This is a genomic window from Burkholderia mayonis (assembly GCF_001523745.2).
Classification (GTDB): Bacteria; Pseudomonadota; Gammaproteobacteria; order Burkholderiales; family Burkholderiaceae; genus Burkholderia; species Burkholderia mayonis.
Window position 1 is genome coordinate 2,915,173 of sequence record NZ_CP013386.1, and the last position, 22,118, is coordinate 2,937,290.

22 protein-coding genes, 3 tRNA genes and 2 pseudogenes are annotated in these 22,118 nt (G+C 63.6%); 12 read left to right on the top strand and 15 right to left on the bottom strand.

The window, feature by feature from the left end; all coding sequences use genetic code 11:
- Nucleotides 1-140 precede the first annotated feature (140 nt).
- The gene (locus WS70_RS13970) at nucleotides 141-524 is read right to left on the bottom strand and encodes a DUF2946 domain-containing protein (RefSeq protein ID WP_059470219.1); all 384 of its coding nucleotides are present in this window, start codon (nucleotides 522-524) and stop codon (nucleotides 141-143) included.
- 206 nt (nucleotides 525-730) lie between these two features.
- On the opposite strand from WS70_RS13970, the gene WS70_RS32400 reads away from it, so the two are divergent.
- Together WS70_RS32400 and WS70_RS13975 are read left to right on the top strand one after the other, a co-directional pair.
- On the top strand, nucleotides 731-877 hold the full coding sequence (locus tag WS70_RS32400; RefSeq protein ID WP_038750945.1) for a hypothetical protein: 147 nt from the start codon (nucleotides 731-733) through the stop codon (nucleotides 875-877).
- Between the two features lie 244 nt (nucleotides 878-1,121).
- On the top strand, nucleotides 1,122-1,715 hold the full coding sequence (locus WS70_RS13975) for a chorismate mutase (protein WP_059598205.1): 594 nt from the start codon (nucleotides 1,122-1,124) through the stop codon (nucleotides 1,713-1,715).
- Here WS70_RS13975 and WS70_RS13980 read toward each other — a convergent pair.
- Both WS70_RS13980 and WS70_RS13985 read right to left on the bottom strand, forming a co-directional pair.
- Complete coding sequence (locus WS70_RS13980; RefSeq protein ID WP_059598204.1) at nucleotides 1,634-2,860, bottom strand: exonuclease domain-containing protein; 1,227 nt, start codon at nucleotides 2,858-2,860, stop codon at nucleotides 1,634-1,636. The genes WS70_RS13975 and WS70_RS13980 overlap by 82 nt on opposite strands.
- A gap of 147 nt (nucleotides 2,861-3,007) precedes the next feature.
- Nucleotides 3,008-3,211 (bottom strand): cold-shock protein, encoded by a 204-nt coding sequence (locus WS70_RS13985; RefSeq protein WP_010105623.1) that lies wholly within the window; start codon nucleotides 3,209-3,211, stop codon nucleotides 3,008-3,010.
- 401 nt (nucleotides 3,212-3,612) lie between these two features.
- On the opposite strand from WS70_RS13985, the gene WS70_RS13990 reads away from it, so the two are divergent.
- Both WS70_RS13990 and WS70_RS13995 read left to right on the top strand, forming a co-directional pair.
- A complete protein-coding gene (locus tag WS70_RS13990) occupies nucleotides 3,613-3,879 on the top strand; it encodes a hypothetical protein (protein ID WP_082716034.1) in 267 nt (88 codons plus the stop codon).
- Nucleotides 3,880-4,394: 515 nt separating this feature from the next.
- Entirely contained in the window at nucleotides 4,395-5,534 is a 1,140-nt protein-coding gene (locus tag WS70_RS13995; RefSeq protein WP_059470216.1) for a porin, read from the top strand.
- Between the two features lie 199 nt (nucleotides 5,535-5,733).
- Here the strand turns inward: WS70_RS13995 and greB are convergent, their stop codons facing one another.
- A complete protein-coding gene (greB, locus tag WS70_RS14000) occupies nucleotides 5,734-6,294 on the bottom strand; it encodes a transcription elongation factor GreB (RefSeq protein ID WP_059598203.1) in 561 nt (186 codons plus the stop codon).
- Nucleotides 6,295-6,409: 115 nt separating this feature from the next.
- Here greB and WS70_RS14005 point away from each other — a divergent pair.
- Both WS70_RS14005 and WS70_RS14010 read left to right on the top strand, forming a co-directional pair.
- Nucleotides 6,410-6,486 (top strand) — tRNA-Arg (locus WS70_RS14005).
- Between the two features lie 61 nt (nucleotides 6,487-6,547).
- Nucleotides 6,548-6,624 (top strand) — tRNA-Arg (locus WS70_RS14010).
- Nucleotides 6,625-6,745: 121 nt separating this feature from the next.
- On the opposite strand, the pseudogene WS70_RS14015 reads toward WS70_RS14010, so the two are convergent.
- The 5 genes and pseudogenes from WS70_RS14015 to WS70_RS14035 all read right to left on the bottom strand — a co-directional run.
- Nucleotides 6,746-7,274, bottom strand: a pseudogene (locus tag WS70_RS14015) (reverse transcriptase domain-containing protein); the annotation flags it as partial.
- A gap of 303 nt (nucleotides 7,275-7,577) precedes the next feature.
- Nucleotides 7,578-9,947, bottom strand: a complete 2,370-nt coding sequence (locus WS70_RS14020; protein WP_059470214.1) for a RelA/SpoT family protein — start codon at nucleotides 9,945-9,947, stop codon at nucleotides 7,578-7,580.
- Nucleotides 9,948-10,013: 66 nt separating this feature from the next.
- Nucleotides 10,014-10,217, bottom strand: a complete 204-nt coding sequence (rpoZ, locus tag WS70_RS14025; RefSeq protein WP_006025620.1) for a DNA-directed RNA polymerase subunit omega — start codon at nucleotides 10,215-10,217, stop codon at nucleotides 10,014-10,016.
- Between the two features lie 60 nt (nucleotides 10,218-10,277).
- The gene (gene gmk / locus WS70_RS14030; RefSeq protein WP_059470213.1) at nucleotides 10,278-10,961 is read right to left on the bottom strand and encodes a guanylate kinase; all 684 of its coding nucleotides are present in this window, start codon (nucleotides 10,959-10,961) and stop codon (nucleotides 10,278-10,280) included.
- A 6-nt stretch (nucleotides 10,962-10,967) separates the two neighbouring features.
- Nucleotides 10,968-11,891: a YicC/YloC family endoribonuclease gene (locus WS70_RS14035; RefSeq protein WP_059598202.1), complete on the bottom strand. Its 924-nt coding sequence runs from the start codon at nucleotides 11,889-11,891 to the stop codon at nucleotides 10,968-10,970.
- A 173-nt stretch (nucleotides 11,892-12,064) separates the two neighbouring features.
- On the opposite strand from WS70_RS14035, the gene rph reads away from it, so the two are divergent.
- The 6 genes and pseudogenes from rph to WS70_RS33830 form a co-directional block, all read left to right on the top strand.
- Nucleotides 12,065-12,796 carry a ribonuclease PH gene (gene rph, locus WS70_RS14040; RefSeq protein WP_059470211.1) on the top strand — a complete coding sequence of 244 codons (732 nt, stop codon included), beginning with the start codon at nucleotides 12,065-12,067 and terminating at the stop codon, nucleotides 12,794-12,796.
- A 1-nt stretch (nucleotide 12,797) separates the two neighbouring features.
- Nucleotides 12,798-13,424, top strand: coding sequence for an RdgB/HAM1 family non-canonical purine NTP pyrophosphatase (gene rdgB, locus WS70_RS14045; protein ID WP_059470210.1), 627 nt, complete (start codon nucleotides 12,798-12,800; stop codon nucleotides 13,422-13,424).
- Nucleotides 13,421-14,635 (top strand): radical SAM family heme chaperone HemW, encoded by a 1,215-nt coding sequence (hemW, locus tag WS70_RS14050; RefSeq protein ID WP_059598201.1) that lies wholly within the window; start codon nucleotides 13,421-13,423, stop codon nucleotides 14,633-14,635. Before rdgB ends, hemW begins: the two co-directional genes overlap by 4 nt.
- A 91-nt stretch (nucleotides 14,636-14,726) precedes the next feature.
- A tRNA-Ser gene (locus WS70_RS14055) sits at nucleotides 14,727-14,814 on the top strand.
- A 154-nt stretch (nucleotides 14,815-14,968) separates the two neighbouring features.
- A complete protein-coding gene (locus WS70_RS32925; RefSeq protein WP_226382759.1) occupies nucleotides 14,969-15,334 on the top strand; it encodes an Arm DNA-binding domain-containing protein in 366 nt (121 codons plus the stop codon).
- Nucleotides 15,335-15,345: 11 nt separating this feature from the next.
- Nucleotides 15,346-15,497, top strand: a pseudogene (locus WS70_RS33830) (phage integrase central domain-containing protein); the annotation flags it as partial.
- A gap of 133 nt (nucleotides 15,498-15,630) precedes the next feature.
- Here WS70_RS33830 and WS70_RS14065 read toward each other — a convergent pair.
- The 6 genes from WS70_RS14065 to WS70_RS32405 all read right to left on the bottom strand — a co-directional run bounded on the left by WS70_RS14065 (nucleotide 15,631) and on the right by WS70_RS32405 (nucleotide 21,354).
- Nucleotides 15,631-16,329, bottom strand: a complete 699-nt coding sequence (locus WS70_RS14065) for a response regulator (RefSeq protein WP_059598200.1) — start codon at nucleotides 16,327-16,329, stop codon at nucleotides 15,631-15,633.
- Nucleotides 16,330-16,603: 274 nt separating this feature from the next.
- Nucleotides 16,604-17,185 (bottom strand): potassium-transporting ATPase subunit KdpC, encoded by a 582-nt coding sequence (gene kdpC, locus WS70_RS14070; RefSeq protein ID WP_059598199.1) that lies wholly within the window; start codon nucleotides 17,183-17,185, stop codon nucleotides 16,604-16,606.
- Nucleotides 17,186-17,200: 15 nt separating this feature from the next.
- Complete coding sequence (kdpB, locus tag WS70_RS14075) at nucleotides 17,201-19,258, bottom strand: potassium-transporting ATPase subunit KdpB (protein ID WP_059598220.1); 2,058 nt, start codon at nucleotides 19,256-19,258, stop codon at nucleotides 17,201-17,203.
- Nucleotides 19,259-19,352: 94 nt separating this feature from the next.
- Complete coding sequence (gene kdpA, locus WS70_RS14080; RefSeq protein WP_059598198.1) at nucleotides 19,353-21,161, bottom strand: potassium-transporting ATPase subunit KdpA; 1,809 nt, start codon at nucleotides 21,159-21,161, stop codon at nucleotides 19,353-19,355.
- Entirely contained in the window at nucleotides 21,158-21,253 is a 96-nt protein-coding gene (gene kdpF, locus WS70_RS14085) for a K(+)-transporting ATPase subunit F (RefSeq protein WP_059471181.1), read from the bottom strand. Before kdpF ends, kdpA begins: the two co-directional genes overlap by 4 nt.
- Nucleotides 21,250-21,354 carry a potassium ABC transporter ATPase gene (locus WS70_RS32405; protein ID WP_197419251.1) on the bottom strand — a complete coding sequence of 35 codons (105 nt, stop codon included), beginning with the start codon at nucleotides 21,352-21,354 and terminating at the stop codon, nucleotides 21,250-21,252. Before WS70_RS32405 ends, kdpF begins: the two co-directional genes overlap by 4 nt.
- Between the last annotated feature and the right edge of the window lie 764 nt (nucleotides 21,355-22,118).

Genomic DNA, 22,118 nt, shown 5'->3' on the forward strand with positions numbered 1-22,118 from the left:
TGAAAACGGGGTCGACGAATCGCCGCGAACGCGAACGCGCGCCATGCCGGTCTTCGCGAAGAAGAAGTGCGGACATGGCGCGGGGGTACCGCGCGCGCGACGGCGCTCACGCGTGGTGACGCGCGAGCGAATTGCAGGGATCAGACCGGGACGGTTTCAGGCGGGGCGCGCGGCTGCGCGATGCGCACGCCGCGGCGGAAGAAGACGGCGGGCCGCTCGACGCGGCTCGCATACGCGAATGCGCGGACGAAGCCCGGCAACGCGGGCGCGCTCGAGCTGAGCGCGACGTTGGCAGCGAAGCCGGGACAGTAGACGCAATGCGCGCCGTGCGCGAGCGAGCCGTTGTCCTGGCGCGTCCCGCCGTCGACGACGATGCGCTTTGCGCCCGCTGCGCTGCACAAATCGAGCGCGAACGGCGCGTCGGACGCGTTCGCGGCGGCGCGCGCGTAGCCGATGACGGGCGACAGTACGTTGAGTACCAGCGCCAGCCATACGAGGCTCATCCATCGCGTCGAACGTTTCATCGCAGCTCGATAAAAAGAGGCGCGCAGTATAACAAGGCAGTTCGCGATTGCGCTGCGTAGGATGCGCATCCGTGCGGGATCGCGCATTGCTGCCGATCAACGCAAACGCATGTGCCGTTTAAGCAACATAGACAAAATCTAACGATTGAACGCTGGCACAAAGCAAAGCTTGCGATCGATAATCATCCTACCCAAGGAGAGAGATTATGGACGAAAGGCCAACCCGCATCCCGCCGCCCGAGAAAGTGATGAGCCCGGACCCAGAGCCCGTGGCCGTCGAGTTTCTCGCCGAGCTGCCCGAGCATGTGCGCGCGTTCTTCGACGAACAGCACAAGCTGTGCACGCCGAAGTGACCGTGCGTTCGCTGACGGCGCGCTCGGGCCGGTGAACCGTCGCGTGCTCGCGAACGCTTCCGTGCGCTCCACCGCTTCCTCGTCTCGGCAAGCCGCGCTGAACCCGGGCCGCATCGGCCAGCCGGGTCGGAGTTGTTGCGTCGGCTGATCTCCTGCTTGCGCCGCGTCGCCGCGCAACGTCTTCGCTTATTCTTCTGTTTTTTCATCGCCCGGCTCCTGCAAGCCGGCATTGTCATTTTTCGCCATGAAACTGTCGCTTCGCGCAAGCTTGGCCGCCGCCGCGCTCGGCCTCGCCGTGCTGACCGGACCTCGCATCGCCGCCGCCGACGGCGACGACACCGCGCTCACGAACCTCGTCGCACTCGCGTCGCAGCGCCTCGCGCTCGCCGAGCCCGTCGCTCACTGGAAGTGGATCAACAAGAAGCCGATCTCGGATCCACCACGCGAAGCGGCGCTCCTTGCCGACGTCGAGCGACGCGCGGCGGCGAACGGCGTGGATCCCGCCTACGCCCGCGCCTTTTTCGACGACCAAATCACGGCGAGCAAGCAGGTGCAGAACGCGCTCTTTGCGACCTGGCGCGCGACGCACGGTCCTGAACGCCCCACGCCCGATCTCGCGACGAGCACGCGGCCACAGCTCGATCGGCTGACGCAATCGCTGATCGCCGCGCTCGTTCGCGTCGCGCCGCTGCGCGACGCGCCGGATTGTCCGTCGCGTCTCGCACGCAGCGTCGCGAACTGGAAAACACTGACGCGCTACGATTCCGGCCAGAAGGACGCGCTCGGCACCGCGCTGTCGCAGGTCTGCACGGCGGGCGGCGCAAGCGCCGTCGGCTGAGCGTCGGCGGGCGCCGTGCCCGCAAGCAGAATCAGCTGCAGCCCGCGCGCGAGATGCGTTTGCAGAATGCGGCGCACTGCCGGTGTGGCGTCCGCTCCGCGTTCGCTCGCTTCGCGCGCTTGAGCCGCGACCGCCGCAGCCTGCTCGATGGAAAAAGCGGCGCCGACATAGCGCCAGCGGTCGACCACGTGGAAGATGCTCGATGCACCGCGCTCCTCGAACGCGACCGGCCCGTCGAACGGCCAGTTCGCGTCGCGAACCGGGCGCGCCGCGCTTCGGTCGGGCCGCCGGTTGAACGACGGCGTGAGCGAGGCGATCCAATCCGCCTCGACCAGCAACGCGCCGAGCTCGCCGCCCGTCTCGCGCCACTCGACTCGCCGAACCAGCTGCGCCAGCCGCATTTCCTTCGACGAGCGCCGCTCGCCCGTCAGCAGCGCGCGCAGCCGCTGCCGGACCCGGACGCTGCGGCCCACGTAGAGCGGCACATCGTCGTCGCCAAACAGTGCGTAGACGCCGCAACCGGCGGGCGCGCGCTCCAGGTGCGCTTCCGTCAACTCGCCCGCAAGCCTGAAACGGCGCGTCGTGCGCTCGATTTGCTCGCGCAGCCGCTCGCCCGGTATCGCGTCGTGCAATTTCTGCCAGAACTGCCAGATGAGATCCGCGTCGGCGAGCGCCCGGTGGCGCGCCGATGGCGTGAGCGCGTGGCGCTCGATCAGCGCGTCGAGCCCGTGGCGCGACTCGCGCGGAAAGAGCACACGCGACAGCCGCACCGTGCAGAGCACGTCGGGATTGAACGCAAAGCCCGCCCGCTCGAATTCCGCGCGCAGAAAACCGCGGTCGAAGCTCGCGTTGTGCGCCACGAAGAGCTTGCCGTCGAGTCGCTCGAATAATGCGGACGCGATGTCGGCAAACGTCGGCGCGTCGCGCACCATGTCGTCCGTGATGCCCGTCAGTTGCTGGATGAACGGCGGGATTGCCTGCAGTGGATTGACAAGCGTCGCCCAGGTCGACACGTGATCCGCGCTCACGACGACGACACCGATTTCGGTGATGCGATGCTCGACGGCCGAGCCGCCGGTGGTTTCAAGATCGACGAACGCGAGCGGCGCGTCGATTGCAGGGTGGAGCAGCGGCGAGGCGGACATGGATGGCGGGCAGACGGTGCTTCGTGTTTTGTCGGATGGACGCGGGGGGACAGCCCGCGGCGCTAGCAATCCCTATTCTACCCACCCGAAAAACCAAAACCCCCGCATAGGCGGGGGTTTGCACGGCCCTCGGTGCGTTTCAGGCGTTCAAAGCGCCTGAATATTCGCGGCTTGCTTGCCTTTCGGACCGGTTTTCACTTCGAACGAAACACGCTGATTCTCTTTAAGGGTCTTGAAGCCGTCCATCTTGATTTCGGAGAAATGGGCAAACAAATCCTCGCCGCCATTGTCCGACGTAATAAAGCCGAAGCCCTTAGCATCGTTAAACCATTTCACGATACCGGTATCCATATTCCTAGTTCCCCACTAAATAAAAATAAACACGGGCTACGCCCTTATATCGTCACACAAAGCCCCGGCACTTCCTCAACCCCCTCATTCGACGTACGGGAAGCATCGCAAGCTTGGTGGTGCTTTTATAAATGGGGGAATCCAATTCAGTCAAGAAAATTTTTGATGACCTCTTATGCGATTTGATACAAATACAACTGGAATCGGTACACTCGAAGCGAGAAATTAATTAACCGCAACAACACCTGTCATTATTACCGGGGCAGTTCGCCATTTAATTCCGCAAAAGAAAAATCTACCGCGATCAAGCGAATCGGCCTTGGCTCGGTATTTGTCCGGGTTGCGGCGAGCAAAAACCTTTGCAATGCTGACCGTCGCCTCTAAGGGCGCGGGAGACTGTCATGCTGAACGGCATCAAACGTTTCGCACATCGGCTCGGCATTGCGCGCCGCAGCAATTCGGCGGGCCGCACACCAGCGGCGTCCACAACATTCGCCAGCGAATTCGATGCGACATGGCACGGCGATCACTGGCAAAACCTGCTCGCGTCACCGCTCGATGCGCGTCACTATGTAATGGAAGACTGGGCGCAACCCACCATGCCGGTGCGAGAGGAACAAGCCGACACGCAGTCGCCCAAGCGCCGCAGGCGTTGGTACGAACAATAGACAGGCGAAAAAAAAGCGCGACCGGAAAGTCGCGCCGACAAAGGTTTGGAGATCTTTTCCGTCAACGAAAAAGTCTGCTTAGGTAAGCAGAAGCTGCAGTATAACGAGTTGACTCCCTTTCATTAGTCGTACTCCCCACAAACCTCTATTGTCGAAGCGTCAACAATCACATTCTTACGCGACGCACACCCGGTCGTCTCCCCACACATTGTCGCTGTCGCGCAACGCTATCGCAGGTTCGGGGGCGGAAAAATATTCCCCCGATGAGGCTCGAAGCCTTGCCTCATAAGGGTTTTCGCCGATGCCCCTATTATTTCCGAAAAGAAAATACATTATTTCTTAAACTGAATTCCTCGACTTTCGGCAACGCTCTTTTACACTGCGGATAGCTTGATGACGGGCGTCGGTGCGCGCCCAACACATGCCCCGGCTCCATTTCTCGCAGCAGCGGCCGGGAACATCGAAGAACAGGTCAGATATCGTCATCCACCCTGTTTCGGACGGAGATAAACCCAATGAAAAAGACCCTCATCGTTGCCGCTCTCTCTGGCGTCTTCGCGACGGCCGCCCACGCGCAAAGCAGCGTGACGCTGTACGGCCTGATCGACGCCGGCATCACCTACACGAACAACCAAGGCGGCCACAGCGCGTGGTCGCAATCCACCGGCTCGGTCAACGGCAGCCGCTGGGGCCTGCGCGGCGCCGAAGATCTCGGCGGCGGCCTGAAGGCGATCTTCGTCTTGGAAAACGGCTTCGGCATCAATAACGGCACGCTGAAGCAGAATGGTCGCGAATTCGGCCGCCAGGCGTTCGTCGGCCTGTCGCACGACCAATACGGCACGCTGACGCTCGGCCGTCAATACGACAGCGTCGTCGACTACATCGGGCCGCTGTCGCTGACAGGCACGCAATTCGGCGGTACGCAGTTCGCCCATCCGTTCGACAACGACAACCTGAACAATTCGTTCCGGATCAACAACGCGGTCAAATATACAAGTGTGAACTGGGCCGGCCTGAAGTTCGGCGCGTTGTACGGCTTCTCGAACAGCGACCAGTTTACGAACAACCGGGCGTATAGCGCCGGCGTGTCGTACAGCTACGCCGGCTTCAACATCGGCGCCGGCTACCTGCAACTGAACAACAACTTCGGTCCGGCGGTTTCCAACGCGTCGGGCGCCGTCGCACTCGACAACACGTTCGTCGGCAAGCGCCAGCGCGTGTTCGGCGGCGGCCTGAACTACACGTACGGCCCGGCGACGGCCGGCTTCGTGTTCACGCAATCGCGAGTCAACCGCGCGACGGCGATCAGCGCGGGCGCATCGGGCGTTGCGGATGGCATCGCGCTCGACGGCACGTTCATGCGCTTCAACAACTATGAAGTGAACGGACGCTACGCGATCACGCCGGCCTGGACGGTCTCGGGCTCGTACACGTACACTGCGGGCTTCATCGAGAACCAACACCCGGGTTGGAACCAGTTCAACCTGCAAACGGCCTACGCGCTGTCGAAGCGCACGGACGTGTACCTGCAAGGCGTGTATCAGAAGGTCAACAGCGACGGCACGGGCCTCGGTGCTTACATCAACGGCATCGGCGGCATGTCGTCGAGCGAAAAGCAGGTCGCTGTCACGGCCGGCCTGCGTCACCGCTTCTAATCGATCGCGGTTCAGCACCAATCAAAAGCGCCTCGAATGGGGCGCTTTTTTCATGCTCTGTCGCGTAGAGCAGACGCGCTACGCAGCCGCGGTCACGCTGTCGGCACAACCTCCGCCGCCCCCGCTCGCGAACAGCGCATCGGCCGATCCGCATTCGCCGCAGACGCACGAGAAGCGAAGCGCCCTCCCTCGACTACGCTTATGCCGCGCCCGGCGCCGGATAGCGGACGTCGAGCACGTCGATCGGCTCCGGACCGACCGGCGTCAGCAGCGTGACCGTATCGCCGACGCGCGCCTTCAGCAGCGCGCGCGCAACGGGCGAGATCCAGCTTACGTGTCCGCGATCCAGATCGACCTCGTCGACGCCGACAATCGTCACCGTATGCTCAGCGCCATCCTGCGTCGCGTAATCGACGGTCGCGCCGAAGAACACCTGGTCCGCGTTCTCCTGGCGGCTCGCATCGACAACTTCGGCAAGATCGAGCCGCTTCGTCAGAAAGCGAATGCGGCGGTCGATTTCGCGCAGACGCCGCTTGCCGTAGATGTAATCGCCGTTCTCCGAGCGGTCGCCGTTCGACGCCGCCCACGACACGAGCTTCACCACCTCCGGGCGCTCCTCGTCGATCAGGTGCAGCAGCTCGTCGCGCAGGCGCTTGTGGCCCGCCGGCGTGATGTAGTTCTTCGCGCCAGGCGGGATGGCTGCCTGCGCGTGTTCGAGGTCGTCGTCTCCGTCCGACTCCTTCACAAACGCTTTGTTCATGATGCAATTTCAACGGCTATCGGATGCTGTAAGGTTACACGAACAGCTTCATCCGATAAATCGCCGCGAAAGACTTCCCTTTTTAAATTTGTTTGCTATAATCTTTCTTCTGCGTGCGGCTGTAGCTCAGTTGGATAGAGTACTTGGCTACGAACCAAGGGGTCGTGGGTTCAAATCCTGCCAGCCGCGCCACTTTTTCGAGGGCTTTCTCCCGAGAGAGTCTTTTGCAGTTCAAAGTTGTACCGCTTTGCGTGCGGCTGTAGCTCAGTTGGATAGAGTACTTGGCTACGAACCAAGGGGTCGTGGGTTCAAATCCTGCCAGCCGCACCATTTATGAAGGGCCTTCCTCCGGGAAGGCCTTTTGTTTTTGTACGCGCGCGGTGCGCTGCCGCGTCACCAGCCCGCTACGGAGCCGGCATATGCCGCCCGCTCACCCCCCCCCAACCGCGCACTTGATCCGGTCGTCCGCACTGCGCCACAGTTCGTAGCCCAGGAACTTACGACCGGTCGCCTGAGCAACCGCCGTCTTGGCCTCATTGACCCGCAGGTGGAGTCGGTCGTAGAGCCTGCGCAAACCGTCCAGCACCCGTTCGCCCGCGCTGCGACTACGCACATACACATTGCAGTCGTCGGCGTAGCGCACGAAGCGGCGGCCTCGCTTCTCCAGTTCCCGGTCCACCTCGTCCAACAGCACATTGGCCAGCAGCGGCGACAGTGGCCCGCCTTGCGGCGTACCTTCGTGACGCTCCATGACCACCCCGCCATCCATGATCCTGGCTACAAGGTAGTGACGAACAAGCCGTAACACGGCCTTGTCGTCGATCCGACTCGACAGCCTTTCCATCAGAATGTCGTGATTGACCCGATCAAAGAACTTCTCCAGATCCACATCAACCACCACCCGCTAGCCGCCGCACGTGCCGCTGTGCCATCAGCACCGCGTCACGCGCCCGGCGTCCCGGGCGGAAGCCGTAGCTGTGAACGTCGGATCTCCTCACAACCGCCGGATTTACGCCGCCGACCCTTGACCACGAGCGCTTTACAGTTCATTGCCTGCTCGCCCTGATCGGCACCGCCTTCTATCCGGTTCTTGTCCATCGGCTCGCGGTTTCGCTCCACGCTTGGTCACCCGCACGCAGTTGCGCTTCGCTTCATTCGCTGTGGTCAACTCATGGTGGGACTTGCACCCACAAGATTGCGCCCATGCTGGGCGCACAATGAAAATGGCGGCCCAAGGCCGCCGTCGACGACACGCCGCACTCGCCTCTCGGGCACGGTTCGCGCTAGTAGTCCTGCCGTTCGCGATCGATCCGCATTCCGCCGTCGTGCCGCGCATGCACGACGTCGTCGTTCGAACGCTCACGCATGATCCGCATCACGTCCGGATTCGTGCGCACGCGGCGCATCACGTTCGCGAGGTGCACGCGGTCGCTCACCTGGATCACGAAGCGCAGCACCGTCGATTCGTGCGTCAGATCCTCGTCCATCGCGATATGGACGATGTTCGCGTCGGCCGACGTGATGTCGGCCGCGACGCGCGCGAAGATCCCCTTCGCGTTCTTCACGAGCGCCTTCACCGCGACGTCGAACAGACGTCCCGGCTGCGGCGCCCACGCGACGTCGATCCAGCGGCCCGGATCGCGCCGGTGGATCCGCTGCGCGACACGGCACGCGGTCGTATGGATCGCCATCCCGAGCCCGATGCCGATGTAGCCCATGATGTCGTCGCCCGGAATCGGCCGGCAGCACGCCGACAGCTGCACCGACATTCCTTCCGTGCCGGTGATGACGACGGGCGGCGCATGGTTCGCCGCATGACGTTCGGCGCGCGGCAGATCGTCGTCGGCGTCGCGCCCGCTCATCAGCACTTCGATGCGCTTCGCCATCACGGCGGCCACGCGGCGACCGAGGCCGATGTCCGCGAAGATTTCCTGACGGCTCTTGTTGCCCGTCCACTGGACGAGCTTTTCCCATGCCTCGGGCGTGACGTCGGCAAGCGCGAGCCCGTAGCCCTTGAGGCTCTGGTCGACGAGCCGCTCGCCCAGTTGCACCGATTCGTTCAGGCGCATCGTCTTCAGGTAATGCCGGATCGCCGAGCGCGCCTTGCCGGTGCGCACGAAACCGAGCCACGCGGGATTCGGCTTCGAGTACGGCGCAGTGATCACCTCGACGATGTCGCCGCTCTTCAGCTCGGTGCGCAGCGGCAGCAGCTCGTTGTTGATCTTCACGGCAACGCACTGGTTGCCGAGATCGCTGTGGATCGAATACGCGAAGTCGAGCGCGGTGGCGCCGCGCGGCAGCGCCATGATCTTCGACTTCGGCGTGAACACGTAGACCGCATCCGGAAACAGATCGATCTTCACGTGCTCGAGGAATTCGCTCGAATCGCCCGCCTCGCTCTGGATGTCGAGCAGCGACTTCAGCCACTGGTGCGCGCGCTTCTGCACATCATTCAGATCCGCGCCGCCGTTCTTGTAGAGCCAGTGCGCGGCGACGCCGGCTTCCGCGATCTCGTGCATCTTGCGCGTGCGCACCTGGAACTCGATCGGCGCGCCGAACGGGCCGACGAGCGTCGTGTGCAGCGACTGATAGCCGTTGACCTTCGGGATCGCGATGTAATCCTTGAATTTGCCCGGCACGGGCTTGTAGAGCGCGTGCAGCACGCCGATGCACGTGTAGCAGTCGAGCGGATGCTCGACGACGATCCGGAAACCGTACACGTCGAGCACCTGAGAGAACGACAACTGCTTGTCGCGCATCTTCTTGTAGATGCTGTAGATCGTCTTCTCGCGGCCGGTGATCTCGGCGCCGATCTTCGCATCCGCCATCGCGCGCTGCACCGACTCGAGGATCTTGCCGATCACTTCCCGACGGTTGCCGCGCGCGGCCTTCACCGCCTTCTCGAGCGTCGCGTAACGATTCGGATTGAAGTTCGCGAAACTCATGTCCTGCAGCTCGCGATACGTATTGTTCAGCCCGAGGCGGTGCGCGATCGGCGCATAGATGTCGAGCGTCTCGCGCGCGACGCGGCGGCGCTTTTCCACCGGCACCGCGCCTAGCGTGCGCATGTTGTGCAGGCGGTCGGCAAGCTTCACGAGGATCACGCGCACGTCGCGCGCCATCGCGAGCAGCATCTTGCGGAAGTTCTCCGCCTGCGCTTCCTCGCGGCTCCTGAACTCCATCTTGTCGAGCTTCGACAGACCGTCGACGAGCTCGGCGACCTTCGGGCCGAAGCGCTCGGCGAGCTCGCTCTTCGTCACGCCCTGGTCTTCCATCACGTCGTGCAAAAGCGCCGCCATGATCGCCTGGGCGTCGAGCTTCCAACCGGCGCAGATTTCCGCGACGGCGACGGGATGGGTGATGTAAGGTTCGCCGCTCTGGCGATATTGACCGAGGTGAGCTTCGTCGCCGAAGTGGAACGCCGCCTTGACCTCCTTGATTTCCTCGGGACTGAGGTAGTCGGCAAGCGCGGCGGTCAGTTTCGCGATGGAGACGACGCCGTGCTTGCGCGGCTGTTCCGGCGTTGCGGTCGGCCCGAACAGATGGCGAAACGACTGTTCGAGGACCGCGTCGATGTATTGACGCGCGGGCGACGGTGCGGTGGCCTCGGCGTGGCCGGCCTCCGAGGAGGCGGACGATGGTGTGGTGCTCATTTTCGCCTCCTTGGTTCGCACGTCGGTTGCGCGGGGACTACATGGCTGAAGAAATCCGAGTGTGCCTTAAACCGGCACTTTCTTCAGCATTTCGACACCGACCTGGCCGGCCGCGATCTCGCGCAGCGCGACGACCGTCGGCTTGTCGCGGCTTTCGATCTTCGGCGTATGGCCTTGCGCGAGCTGCCGCGCGCGATAAGTGGCGGCGAGCGCCAGTTCGAAGCGGTTCGGAATCTGCTTCAGGCAGTCTTCAACGGTAATGCGAGCCATGTTGGGTCGTTCCTTCTGAATATGTTGCTTATTCTACCTTATGTGCTTCGTGCGCCGCCGTCACTCGGCATGCGGCAGATGAATGCCGAGCTCGATGAAAAGTTCGGCGTGCCGCGCATATTGCGACGTGAAGCGCAGGCGCGTTGCGGCGACGATGCATTCGAGCTCGGCGAGCGCATGCTCGAAGGTTTCGTTGATGACGACGTACTCCGCTTCCGCCGCATGCGCGATCTCGCTGCCCGCGGCGAGCAGGCGCCGCGTGATCACGTTCGGCTCGTCCTTTCCGCGCTTCTTCAGGCGCTCCTCGAGCGCGACGAGCGACGGCGGCAGGATAAAGATGCCGACCGCGTTGCGGAACTGCTTTTTCACCTGCTGCGCGCCCTGCCAGTCGATTTCGAGCAGCACGTCGTGGCCGTTCTTCATCTGCTCTTCGATCCAGACGCGGGACGTGCCGTAGTAGTTGCCGTGCACTTCGGCGCTCTCGAGAAACTCGTGACGCGCGTGACGCTCGCGGAAATCGTCGACCGTCGTGAAGTGATAGTGCTCGCCGTCCTGCTCGCCCGGACGCGGCTTGCGCGTCGTGTACGAAATGGATAAGCAGATCTCCGAATCTTTCGACAAGAGCGCGTTGACGAGCGTCGACTTGCCCGCCCCCGACGGCGCGACGACCATGAAGAGATTGCCCGGATAGACGCCGGCGTGCAGCGTGTGCGCTGCCGCGCCGTCGCGGTTCGAATCAGTCATGTTGCGCTACTCCAGATTTTGCACTTGCTCGCGCATCTGCTCGATCAGCAGCTTGAGCGCCATCGACGCGTCGGCGAGCTCCTTCGCCGCCGCCTTCGAGCCGAGCGTGTTCGCCTCACGGTTCAGCTCCTGCATCATGAAGTCGAGACGCTTGCCGACGCGGCCGCCCTTCTCGATCACGTGGCGCGTCTCGTTCAGATGCGCGGTAAGGCGCGACAGCTCCTCGGCGATGTCGATGCGGATGCCGTACATCGTCACTTCCTGACGGATTCGCTCGGCCGCCTCCTCGCGCGATGCGATGGGCGCGCTGCCTTCCGGCGCGGCGATGCCGAGCGCTTCCTGCAGCCGCTCGACGATCTTCTGCTGATGTTTCTCGATCAGCTCCGGCACGAGCGGCATGATGCGCGCGACGATCGCCTCCATCTCGGCGACGTTCGCGAGCAGCATCGTCGCGAGCTGCGCGCCCTCGCGCGAGCGCACGACGACGAGCTCGCCGATCGCTTCCTTGCCGCACGCGAGCACCGCGTCGCGCAGCGCGTCGGCCGACACGCCGCTCTCGGCGAGCACGCCGGGCCAGCGGAGGATCTCGCCCGCACGCATGCGGCCGACGCCTGGAAACGCGTCGAGCACGGCGCGCTCGAGCTCGGCAAGCTGGCTGAGCGCCGCCTGGTTCAGCGCGCCCGCGTTCACGTTCTGGTCGCCGCGCTGCAGGTTGATGCGCACGTCGACCTTGCCGCGCGACAGCTTGTTCATCAGCATCTCGCGCAGCGCCGGCTCGCACGCGCGCACGTCGTCCGGCATCCGGAAATTCAGGTCCAGGAACCGCGAATTCACGGTCCGCAATTCGACCGATACGCTCGTGCCGCCGTTGCCGGAGGCCGTCGCGAGATCGCGCGTCGCGCTCGCATAGCCCGTCATGCTGTAGATCATCGTTCGTCCCGTCGTTTGATGGCCCAGCGGGCCAGGAGGATTCGAGACGCCCGGCGCTTACGAGGCGCGGGGCGCGAAACGGTCATTATCCCATTTTTGCGGGCCGGACCCGCCGGACCGACGCGCCGTGCGCGCGGTAAAATCCTGATTTCCCCTCAAGCACATTGCTCCCGATGACGAATTCCTCCCCACGCCCGAGCGGTCGGCGCGCCGACCAACTGCGCGACGTGCGCATCACGCGCCGCTACACGAAGCATGCCGAAGGCTCGGTGCTCGTCGAATTCGGCGACACGAAGGTGATCTGCACGGCGAGCGTCGCCGAGCGCGTGCCCGAGTTCCTGCGCGACCGCGGCCAGGGCTGGCTCACCGCCGAATACGGGATGCTGCCGCGCGCAACGCACACGCGCAGCGACCGCGAGGCGGCGCGCGGCAAGCAGACGGGCCGCACGCAGGAAATTCAGCGACTGATCGGCCGCGCGCTGCGTGCGGTATTCGATCTCGACGCGCTCGGCCCGCGCACGCTGCACCTCGACTGCGACGTGATCCAGGCCGACGGCGGCACGCGCACGGCGAGCATCACGGGCGCGTTCGTCGCCGCGCACGATGCCGTGACGAAGCTCGTCGCGGCAGGCAAGATCGCGCGCTCGCCGATCACCGACTACGTCGCGGCGATCTCGGTCGGCGTGTTCGGCGGAGCGCCGGTGCTCGATCTCGACTACGACGAAGACTCCGCTTGCGACACCGACATGAACGTCGTGATGACGGGCTCGGGCGGTTTCGTCGAGGTACAGGGCACCGCGGAAGGCGTGCCGTTCTCGCGCGCCGAGATGAACGCGCTCCTCGACCTCGCGCAAGCCGGCATCGGCGAGCTCGTGCGTCTGCAGCGCGCGGCGCTGGAGGCCTGAGATGTCGCATGCATCGACCGACGCCGCGCGCTCGCGTATCGTCCTCGCCTCGAACAATCCGGGCAAGCTGCGCGAGTTCGCCGCCCTCTTCTCGACGGCCGGCATCGACGTCGTGCCGCAGGGCGAACTCGGCGTGCCCGAAGCGGACGAGCCGCACGTGACGTTCGTCGAGAACGCGCTCGCGAAGGCGCGCCATGCGTCGCGCGCGACGGGTCTGCCCGCCGTCGCCGACGATTCGGGCCTGTGCGTGGCCGCGCTGCGCGGCGCGCCGGGCGTCTATTCGGCGCGCTACGCGCAGCGCGCCGGCCGCGAAAAGAGCGACGCGGCGAACAATGCGTATCTCGTCGAACAATTGCGCGACGTCGCAGACCGGCGCGCGTACTACTGCTGCGTGCTCGCGCTCGTGCGCCACGCGGACGATCCGGAGCCGATCATCGCCGAAGGCCGCTGGGCGGGCGAGATCGTCGACGCGCCGCGCGGTGCGCACGGCTTCGGCTACGATCCGCACTTCCTCGTGTCGGCGCTCGGCGCGACCGCAGCCGAGCTCGATCCGGCCGCGAAGAACGCGGTGAGCCATCGCGCGCTCGCGCTGAAGTCGCTCGTCGCGCGGCTGGGAGAGATTCGATGAGCGACGCCGCCAACGGCGCGCGCGTCGTCGCGACGTTCGCCGCGCCCGGCAAGATCCGGCTCGCGTCGCTGCCGCCGCTCGCGCTGTATGTGCACTTCCCGTGGTGCGTGCGCAAGTGCCCGTATTGCGACTTCAACTCGCACGAATGGAAGGACGGCGGCGCGCTGCCCGAGCACGGCTATCTCGACGCGCTGCGCGCCGACCTCGAGCAGGCGCTGCCGCTCGTCTGGGGGCGCCAGGTGCATACGGTGTTCATCGGCGGCGGTACGCCGAGCCTGCTGTCGGCGGCGGGCCTCGACCGGCTGCTGTCCGACGTGCGCGCGCTCCTGCCGCTCGATGCGGACGCCGAGATCACGCTCGAAGCGAATCCCGGCACGTTCGAGGCGGCGAAGTTCGCGCAATTCCGCGCGAGCGGCGTAAACCGCCTGTCGATCGGCATCCAGAGCTTCAACGAGGCTCATCTGAAGGCGCTCGGCCGGATCCACGACGCCGCGCAGGCGCGCGCCGCGGTCGAAATCGCCGCACGCACGTTCGACAACTTCAATCTCGACCTGATGTTCGCGCTGCCGAACCAGACGCTCGACGAATGCCGCACGGATCTCGAGACCGCGCTGTCGTTCGCGCCGCCGCATCTGTCGCTCTATCACCTGACGCTCGAGCCGAACACGTACTTCGCGAAATTCCCGCCCGTCGTGCCGGACGACGATGCATCGGCCGACATGCAGGACTGGCTGCACGAGCGCACCGCGCAGGCGGGCTACGAGCGCTATGAGGTGTCCGCCTATGCGAAGCCGCATCGGCAGTGCAAGCACAACCTGAACTACTGGCGCTTCGGCGACTATCTCGGGATCGGCGCGGGCGCGCACACGAAACTGTCGTTTCCGAACCGGATCCTCCGCCAGGCGCGCCACAAGCATCCTGCGACGTTCATCGAGCAGGCAAAAGCGGGCACGGCCGTGCAGGAGGAGCGCGAGGTCGGGCCGCGCGATCTGCCGTTCGAGTTCATGCTGAACGCGCTGCGGCTCGTCGAAGGCGTGCCCACGCACAGCTTCGCGGAGCGCACCGGCCTGTCGCTCGCCGCGATCGGACCCGCGCTCGCGGAAGCCGAGCGGCGCGGCCTCATCGTGCACGATCACACGCGCATCGCGCCGACGCCGCTCGGCCAACGCTTCCTCAACGATCTCCAGGCGCTCTTCTTGCGCGACGAATGATCGGCGGATAACCGACGAGCGAGCGGCGGCGCGAATCGGCCGGGTTGCCGCGATCGATTCGCGCGTCATTTCGGTTACAATGCACGGCCTTGGAAGCGTGGCCGAGTGGTTTAAGGCACTGGTCTTGAAAACCAGCGACGGGCAACCGTCCGTGAGTTCGAATCTCACCGCTTCCGCCAGGACACGCTTTCCCCGCCTCTCAAGAAATGCCGCAAAGCCAAGCCGGACAAGGGTTTGCTGGCCATCCAAGCTTTCGTGAGCGTCCAAGAAAAGTCGTAAAATTCCAAATTTTGCCGGGTACTTTTCCGGGTACTTTTTGGACCTATAACGACAATGCCTGAGAGCCTCTTACGTCATCTGCAATGCCGCGCGGCCAAGCCGCGCGAACGCGTCTATCGCCTTAGCGATGGCGGCGGTCTCGCATTGCTCGTCAAGCCCAACGGATTGAAGTACTGGCAGTTCCGGTACATGAAGCCGGACGGCCGCGAAGGCTTGATACAGATCGGCCCGTACCCACGCGTCACGCTAGAGGCCGCAAGAGCGGAGCGGCACGGAACGAGCATCGCGCGGCCGTGCAGGGCGGCAACGATCCTGCGATGCTGCGCAAGCAGGAGAAGGCCCGCCGCAAGATCGACGCAGCCCGCGCGCTTCAAGCAGTACGCCACGGCGTTTATCGAGGCACGCAGTGCGGATGGGTGAATCCGAAGCACATGCAACAGTGGACGGAACACCCTCGCGACCTACGCCTATTCCATCATCGGCGCATTGCGCCCGGCCGACATCCACACGGACCTCGTGCGTCGAGTGCTTGAGGCCGATCTGGCTAACGAAAAACGAGACCGCATCGCGCCTGCGCAGCCGAATCGAGAACGTACTGGATTGGGCAAAATGCGTGGCCTGCGCGACGGCGAGAAGCCACCCTCAAGAGCCTGCACGACAAGAAACGATCGGGATGCACCGCCCCCCAGAAGCCGCCCATCATCCACAACGCGCAGCTACTGCACCCCGACCAACCGGTATCCCTCGCCAGCTTCCGTCAAGATGTGCTCCGGTTGCCCTGGGTCACGCTCCAGCTTCTGACGTAAATGCCCGACATAAACGCGCAGATAATGCTGGCCTTGCGTATGCGACGGTCCCCATATCTCCGTCAGCAACTGGTCATACGTCAACAGTCGTCCGGCATGTTGCGCGAGCAATGCGATCAGTCGATATTCCGTACGGCTCAAATGGACAGTTCCGCCCTCGCGCATCACTCTCCGCTCGCCGAGATCGATCGTGACGCATCCGAAACGCACGATACCCTCCCAATGGCGCGGATTGCTAGCCAGCCGCCTCAGGCGCGCCTGGATTCGTGCGACCAATTCTGGTAACCCGAACGGTTTCGTCAGATAATCGTCCGCTCCTGCATTCAGCGCGGCGACCTTGTCGGATTCCCGATCCCGCGACGACAAAACGATCAACGGTACACTCGACGAGCGGCGGATCTCCCTGATCAGATCCACGCCATCGATGTCCGGCAAATTGATGTCGACGATGAGGAGATCCGGATGTCGCCGCGCAATCTCATCCAATCCCCGCGCGTCCGTGCCGGCATCGAAGACAGCCAAGCCCTCTCGCGCGAGCGCCGTGCTTACAAAATGTCGAATGCACGTCTCGTCATCGATCAGCACGACAGTAACGGCCGGTTCGATCATGGCCGACCTTGCCGATGGGTTCGAATCGATCGTCCGTGCCTTGCAGCAGACGAAAATGCCATCTCGTTGCCTCCTCCCTCGGCTCACGCTCGGCAAACGCCGTTTTGTCGAGCCAGCCACCGCCGACTTCGGCTCACATAGCCGCCGCCGACCTACAATGAACCGGATTCCGAAACGCGCCGCTCACCGGGAGACAGATCACAGGACAATCACGCAATCGCGGTACCTCTCCATTGGCATCCGCCGAATCGTTCTCGGCGGCCCCAATCGGTCGTCAGCGCATCGGCTTCACTGCGTCGAGTGCCAGGTTCAGCCTCAGCACGTTGACGCGTGGCTCGCCCAGTACGCCAAGTTGGCGTCCGCTCGTGTTGTCGGCAATCAGGCGACTGACGTGATCGACCGACAAGCCTCGCGCCTTCGCCACCCGCTCCGCCTGATAGGCCGCTGCGGCTGGCGTGATGTCCGGATCGAGCCCGCTGCCCGACGACGTGACGAGATCCACGGGTATAGGCTTCGACACGTCCGTTCCTGCGGCCTTGAGCGCATCGATCCGACCTTTCACCTCGTCGGCAAGCGCCGGATTCGTCGGCCCCAGGTTCGAACCGCTCGAGCTCTGCGCGTTGTACGGATTCGGCGTGGTCGCCGACAGACGTCCCCAGAAATACTGCGGCGCGTCGAATTGCTGACCGATGACGGCGGAGCCGACCGCCTTTCCGTCTCGCTTTAGCAGACTCCCGTTCGCCTGCCACGGAAACACGACTTGCCCGATTCCGGTCACGACGAGCGGATACAAACCACCCGTGATCACCGTCAGAGCGGCGAATAGTACGAGCACCTGTCGAATCAGCGTCCTCACGATATCGGTCTCCCGTTATGCCCAACCGAGCGCGCTCAGGATGACGTCGATCAGCTTGATGAACGGAAACGGCAGGAGAATGCCTCCGAGTCCGTAAATCAGCAGATTGCGACGCAGCAGTGCCGATGCGCCAAGCGGACGATACTTCACCCCCTTGAGCGCGAGCGGTATCAGCGCGACGATGATGAGCGCATTGAAGATCACTGCAGACAGAATCGCCGACGACGGCGACGTCAAGCGCATGACGTCGAGCACCCTCAGTTGCGGATACGTGGTCGCGAACGCGGCTGGGATGATCGCGAAGTATTTCGCGACGTCGTTCGCGATCGAGAACGTCGTCAGCGACCCGCGCGTCATCAGCATCTGCTTGCCGATCTCGACGACTTCAATGAGCTTCGTCGGATTCGAATCGAGATCGACCATATTGCCGGCTTCCTTCGCGGCCTGTGTGCCCGTGTTCATCGCGACCGCGACGTCGGCCTGCGCGAGCGCCGGCGCGTCGTTCGTACCGTCGCCCGTCATCGCGACGAGCCGCCCTTCCGCCTGATGCGCACGGATCGTCGTCAGCTTCGTTTCCGGCGTCGCTTCGGACAGGAAATCGTCGACACCGGCTTCCGCAGCGATCGCCGCAGCCGTCAGCCGGTTGTCGCCCGTCACCATGATGGTCTTGATGCCCATCTTGCGCAGCTCGGCGAAACGCTCCTTAATGGCGCCCTTCACGATGTCTTTCAGCTCGATCGTGCCGAGCACGCGCGAGATGCCGTCGCGCAACTCGGCGACGACGAGCGGCGTGCTGCCACGGCGTGCGATTTCGTTGACGATGCTGTCGACTTCAGCGGGCACGCTGCCATTGCGCGCCTCCATATAGCGCTTGATCGCGTCGGCTGCGCCCTTGCGGATTTCGCGGCCCGGCAGATCGACGCCGCTCATCCGCGTCTGCGCGGAGAACGACAGGAACACCGCATGCAGCGCGGCCATGTCGCGCTGGCGAATGTTGAAGCGCTGCTTTGCCAGGACGACGATGCTGCGGCCTTCCGGCGTCTCGTCCGACAGCGAAGCCAACTGCGCGGCATCGGCGAATGCTTCCTCGGTCACGGTCGATACCGGATAGAACGCCGAAGCCTGGCGGTTGCCGAGCGTGATCGTGCCCGTCTTGTCGAGCAGCAGCACGTCGACGTCGCCCGCTGCCTCCACTGCACGGCCCGACGTCGCGATCACGTTCGCCTGCATCATCCTGCTCATTCCCGCGACGCCGATCGCCGACAGCAAGCCGCCGATCGTCGTCGGGATCAGGCACACGAGCAGCGCGACGAGCGCGGTAATGGTGACAGGATGTCCCGCCTTGACGGCCGCAACCGAGAAGATCGAGAACGGCAGCAGCGTCGCCGTGGCAAGCAGCAGCACGATCGTCAGCGCGACGAGCAGGATCGTGAGCGCAATCTCGTTCGGCGTCTTCTTGCGCTTCGCGCCTTCGACCATCGCGATCATCCGGTCGAGAAACGCCTCGCCCGGGTTCGCCGTCACCTGGACGACGATCCAGTCGGACAAGACGCGCGTGCCGCCCGTCACCGACGAGAAGTCGCCGCCCGATTCGCGGATCACGGGCGCCGATTCGCCGGTGATCGCCGATTCGTCGACCGACGCGACGCCTTCGATCACCTCGCCGTCGGCGGGAATCGTGTCGCCCGCCTCGACGAGCACGACGTCGCCGCGGCGCAAATCGCTTGCGGTCATGATGCGGATCGGCGATTTCGGATGCGGCGTCTCGAGCTTTTTCGCCATCACGTCGTGCCGGGCGGCGCGCAACGATGCCGCCTGCGCTTTCGAGCGCCCTTCGGCGAGCGCCTCGGCGAAGTTCGCGAACAGCACGGTGAACCACAGCCACAGCGTGACCGCGAGAATGAAACCTGCGGGCGCCTCGGCCTCGCCACGCAGTGCGGCGATCCACAGGATCGTCGTCAGAATGCTGCCGATGTACGCGCAGAACATCACCGGGTTGCGCAACTGCGTACGCGGCTTGAGTTTCTTGAACGAATCGACCAACGCCGGCCGGACGATGGCCAGATCGAACATCGAGCGCGCCGCAAGACGCGCGTGCCCGAGGTTGTCGGGGCGATGCTGCGATTGTTGGGTATCGGAAGTCATACGTACCTCGTCATGAGCGACGTCAATGACCGGCAATCATCATCAGATGCTCGACGACCGGGCCGAGCGCGAGCGCCGGCACGTAGGTCAACGCGCCGACCAACACGACGGTGCCGAGGAGCAGCACCACGAAAAGCGGGCCATGCGTCGGAAGCGTGCCGGCCGTGACCGCAATGCGCTTCTTGTCCGCGAGCGAGCCTGCAATCGCCAGCACCGGGACAATCGAGCCAAGGCGGCCGAACCACATCGCAATCGCGAGCGTCACGTTGTAGAACGGCGTATTGACCGACAGGCCCGCGAACGCGCTGCCGTTGTTGTTCGCGGCCGAGCTGTACGCGTATAGAATCTCCGAGAAGCCGTGCGGCCCCGGATTGTCGACGCCCGCCACGCCGGCCGCCGACAGCACGGCAACCGATGCGCCGACCAGCACGAGGAGCGGCGTCAGCAAGACGGCAATCGACACCATCTTCATTTCATACGATTCGATCTTCTTGCCGACGTATTCCGGCGTTCGTCCGATCATCAGCCCGGCGACGAACACCGCCAGCAATGCGAAAACGAGCATGCCGTAAAGGCCAGAGCCCACGCCGCCAAAGATCACTTCGCCGAGTTGGATCAGCATCAGCGGAACGAATCCGCCCAACGGCGTCAACGAATCGTGCGTGTTGTTCGTCGCGCCACACGACGCCGCCGTGGTGGCGACGGTGAAGATGCCCGACTGCGCGATGCCGAAACGGGTTTCCTTGCCTTCCATGTTGCCGCCGTCCTGAACGGGCGACGCGCGCTGATCGACGTTCAGCATCGTGAACACGGGATTGCCGGCCTGCTCGGCGGATATTTCGCCCCAACATGCAAGTGCGAATGCAATCGTCATCGTTGCGAGAATCGCATGGCCCTGCCGACGGTCGCCGACCATGCGGCCGAAGACGACGCACAGCGCGGCGGGAATGACCAGTATCGCGATCATCTGCGTGAAGTTGGCGAACGGCGTCGGGTTCTCATAAGGATGCGCGGAGTTTGCATTGAAGAATCCGCCGCCATTCGTGCCGAGCATCTTGATCGCTTCCTGCGATGCGACCGGCCCCATCGCAATCGTCTGCTTTTCGGCCTTGAAGTCCGCCATCACCGGATTGCCTTTCGCGTCCTTGACCGGGTTGCCTTGCGCATCCGTCTTGGGCGCCTGGTAGTGCGTGACCTGCAAGGTCGGAACATCGACATACGACGAAAAGTTCTGGATTGCGCCCTGACTCACGAGCACCAGGGCGACGACAAGCGCGGCAGGCGTCAGGATGTACAACGTAATGCGCGTGAAGTCGACCCAGAAGTTGCCGATCGTCTTCGACGTATGGCGTGCGAAACCGCGAATCAGTGCGATTACGACTGCAATGCCTGTTGCGGCCGAGAAGAAGTTCTGCACGGTCAGTGCGGCCATCTGGGTCAAATAGCTGACCGTCTGCTCAGGCGTGTAGTCCTGCCAATTGGTGTTCGTGACGAAGCTCACCGCGGTGTTGAATGCAGCGTCCGGCGTCATCGGGCCGAAAGCCTGCGGATTGCCCGGCAGCCATTGCTGGATGCGAAGCACGCCGTACACGACGACGATCCCGAGCGCATTGAACGCAACCACGGCCAACGCGTACTGCCGCCACGACATCTCCACAGTGGGGTCGACGCCGGCTAGTTTGTACAACACAGTTTCGATCGGTCGCCCTACGCGACGCACGATCGCCGACGTGCCGTCGAGCACGTTCGCCATATACTGACCGAGCGGAATCGCCAGCGCGATCAGTAAGACGATATAAAGGACGGTCTGGATCGAATTGTTCAGGTTCATTCGAGTTCCTCCGCGCGCAAAAGCGCATAGAGGAGATAGGCGAACAAGATGGCCGTCGCGGCACCCGCAAGCCACATCATCCAGGCGCTCATGACCGCCCCCCCGATGTGCGGCGCAGTTTGTCGCAGCCGAATATCATCGCGGCGATCAAGCCGGTGAACACGCCGATGGCGATGAGATAAAGGAGATCCATGGTCGCGCCTCCAAGCGGATTTCCGCTAAACCCAGCGTATGAGAGCCACAGTAAACTTCCCGACAAACCGGAGCGTAGGAATATAAAAATTGCGTAAACAGAAACGGCCGGCACGGCTGTTACGCGAAAGCCACGGCGCGTTGGCACGCGTGCGCTCCAGGCGGTACAAGACATGATGAAAAGAACATCTAATCACTGCGGCGCAGCACTCCTGCGTTGGCCACCGACGCACTGGCACGGCTTAGTGTCGCGTTTATCCAGAAAATTGACGTGGATCAACTCGCCAATCGGCTTCGAATTTGCAGATCGACACGTTAAATGCCGCTTGACTTCATTCCGCTTTTTCTCGAAATCAGGAACTTTTGCAGATGTACTAATGAAGCCGCCTCAAAGTTCAGTATCGCTCAATATTGAAAATTCACGGCTCTCACAGTGCACCGCCGTTCTTGGTTCGAGATTCGACCATTGAGTGAATGCGCGGGCTCGCGATCCTCGCCACCTACACCCCCCGGTGCAGAGGCTCTCGCGCGCACATGGTGAACATGATCATGCGGAATCTCTCGCGTCTGTTCACGGGCAATGGGAAGATGCCCGCCCGCCGGGTTCGTGGAGCGGACTCGTGTGAACGTACTGTGACCACTCCTCAAGCGTGAGCGGAAACCACTGGCAACGTTGCGGCCGCATGCAGGCCGCGATTCGGTTGCGATGCGACGTGTTCCGGAATCGGCTCCGCGCGTCGATGCAACCGTACCGGATGCGTTCTC

Bases quoted from the DNA above. Each gene is read 5' to 3' on its own strand.
- WS70_RS13970 (WP_059470219.1), bottom strand. From the start codon at position 524: ATGAAACGTTCGACGCGATGGATGAGCCTCGTATGGCTGGCGCTGGTA.
- WS70_RS32400 (WP_038750945.1), top strand. From the start codon at position 731: ATGGACGAAAGGCCAACCCGCATCCCGCCGCCCGAGAAAGTGATGAGC.
- WS70_RS13975 (WP_059598205.1), top strand. From the start codon at position 1,122: ATGAAACTGTCGCTTCGCGCAAGCTTGGCCGCCGCCGCGCTCGGCCTC.
- WS70_RS13980 (WP_059598204.1), bottom strand. From the start codon at position 2,860: ATGTCCGCCTCGCCGCTGCTCCACCCTGCAATCGACGCGCCGCTCGCG.
- WS70_RS13985 (WP_010105623.1), bottom strand. From the start codon at position 3,211: ATGGATACCGGTATCGTGAAATGGTTTAACGATGCTAAGGGCTTCGGC.
- WS70_RS13990 (WP_082716034.1), top strand. From the start codon at position 3,613: ATGCTGAACGGCATCAAACGTTTCGCACATCGGCTCGGCATTGCGCGC.
- WS70_RS13995 (WP_059470216.1), top strand. From the start codon at position 4,395: ATGAAAAAGACCCTCATCGTTGCCGCTCTCTCTGGCGTCTTCGCGACG.
- greB (WP_059598203.1), bottom strand. From the start codon at position 6,294: ATGAACAAAGCGTTTGTGAAGGAGTCGGACGGAGACGACGACCTCGAA.
- WS70_RS14020 (WP_059470214.1), bottom strand. From the start codon at position 9,947: ATGAGCACCACACCATCGTCCGCCTCCTCGGAGGCCGGCCACGCCGAG.
- rpoZ (WP_006025620.1), bottom strand. From the start codon at position 10,217: ATGGCTCGCATTACCGTTGAAGACTGCCTGAAGCAGATTCCGAACCGC.
- gmk (WP_059470213.1), bottom strand. From the start codon at position 10,961: ATGACTGATTCGAACCGCGACGGCGCGGCAGCGCACACGCTGCACGCC.
- WS70_RS14035 (WP_059598202.1), bottom strand. From the start codon at position 11,891: ATGATCTACAGCATGACGGGCTATGCGAGCGCGACGCGCGATCTCGCG.
- rph (WP_059470211.1), top strand. From the start codon at position 12,065: ATGACGAATTCCTCCCCACGCCCGAGCGGTCGGCGCGCCGACCAACTG.
- rdgB (WP_059470210.1), top strand. From the start codon at position 12,798: ATGTCGCATGCATCGACCGACGCCGCGCGCTCGCGTATCGTCCTCGCC.
- hemW (WP_059598201.1), top strand. From the start codon at position 13,421: ATGAGCGACGCCGCCAACGGCGCGCGCGTCGTCGCGACGTTCGCCGCG.
- WS70_RS32925 (WP_226382759.1), top strand. From the start codon at position 14,969: ATGCCTGAGAGCCTCTTACGTCATCTGCAATGCCGCGCGGCCAAGCCG.
- WS70_RS14065 (WP_059598200.1), bottom strand. From the start codon at position 16,329: ATGATCGAACCGGCCGTTACTGTCGTGCTGATCGATGACGAGACGTGC.
- kdpB (WP_059598220.1), bottom strand. From the start codon at position 19,258: ATGTTCGATCTGGCCATCGTCCGGCCGGCGTTGGTCGATTCGTTCAAG.
- kdpA (WP_059598198.1), bottom strand. From the start codon at position 21,161: ATGAACCTGAACAATTCGATCCAGACCGTCCTTTATATCGTCTTACTG.
- kdpF (WP_059471181.1), bottom strand. From the start codon at position 21,253: ATGAGCGCCTGGATGATGTGGCTTGCGGGTGCCGCGACGGCCATCTTG.
- WS70_RS32405 (WP_197419251.1), bottom strand. From the start codon at position 21,354: ATGGATCTCCTTTATCTCATCGCCATCGGCGTGTTCACCGGCTTGATC.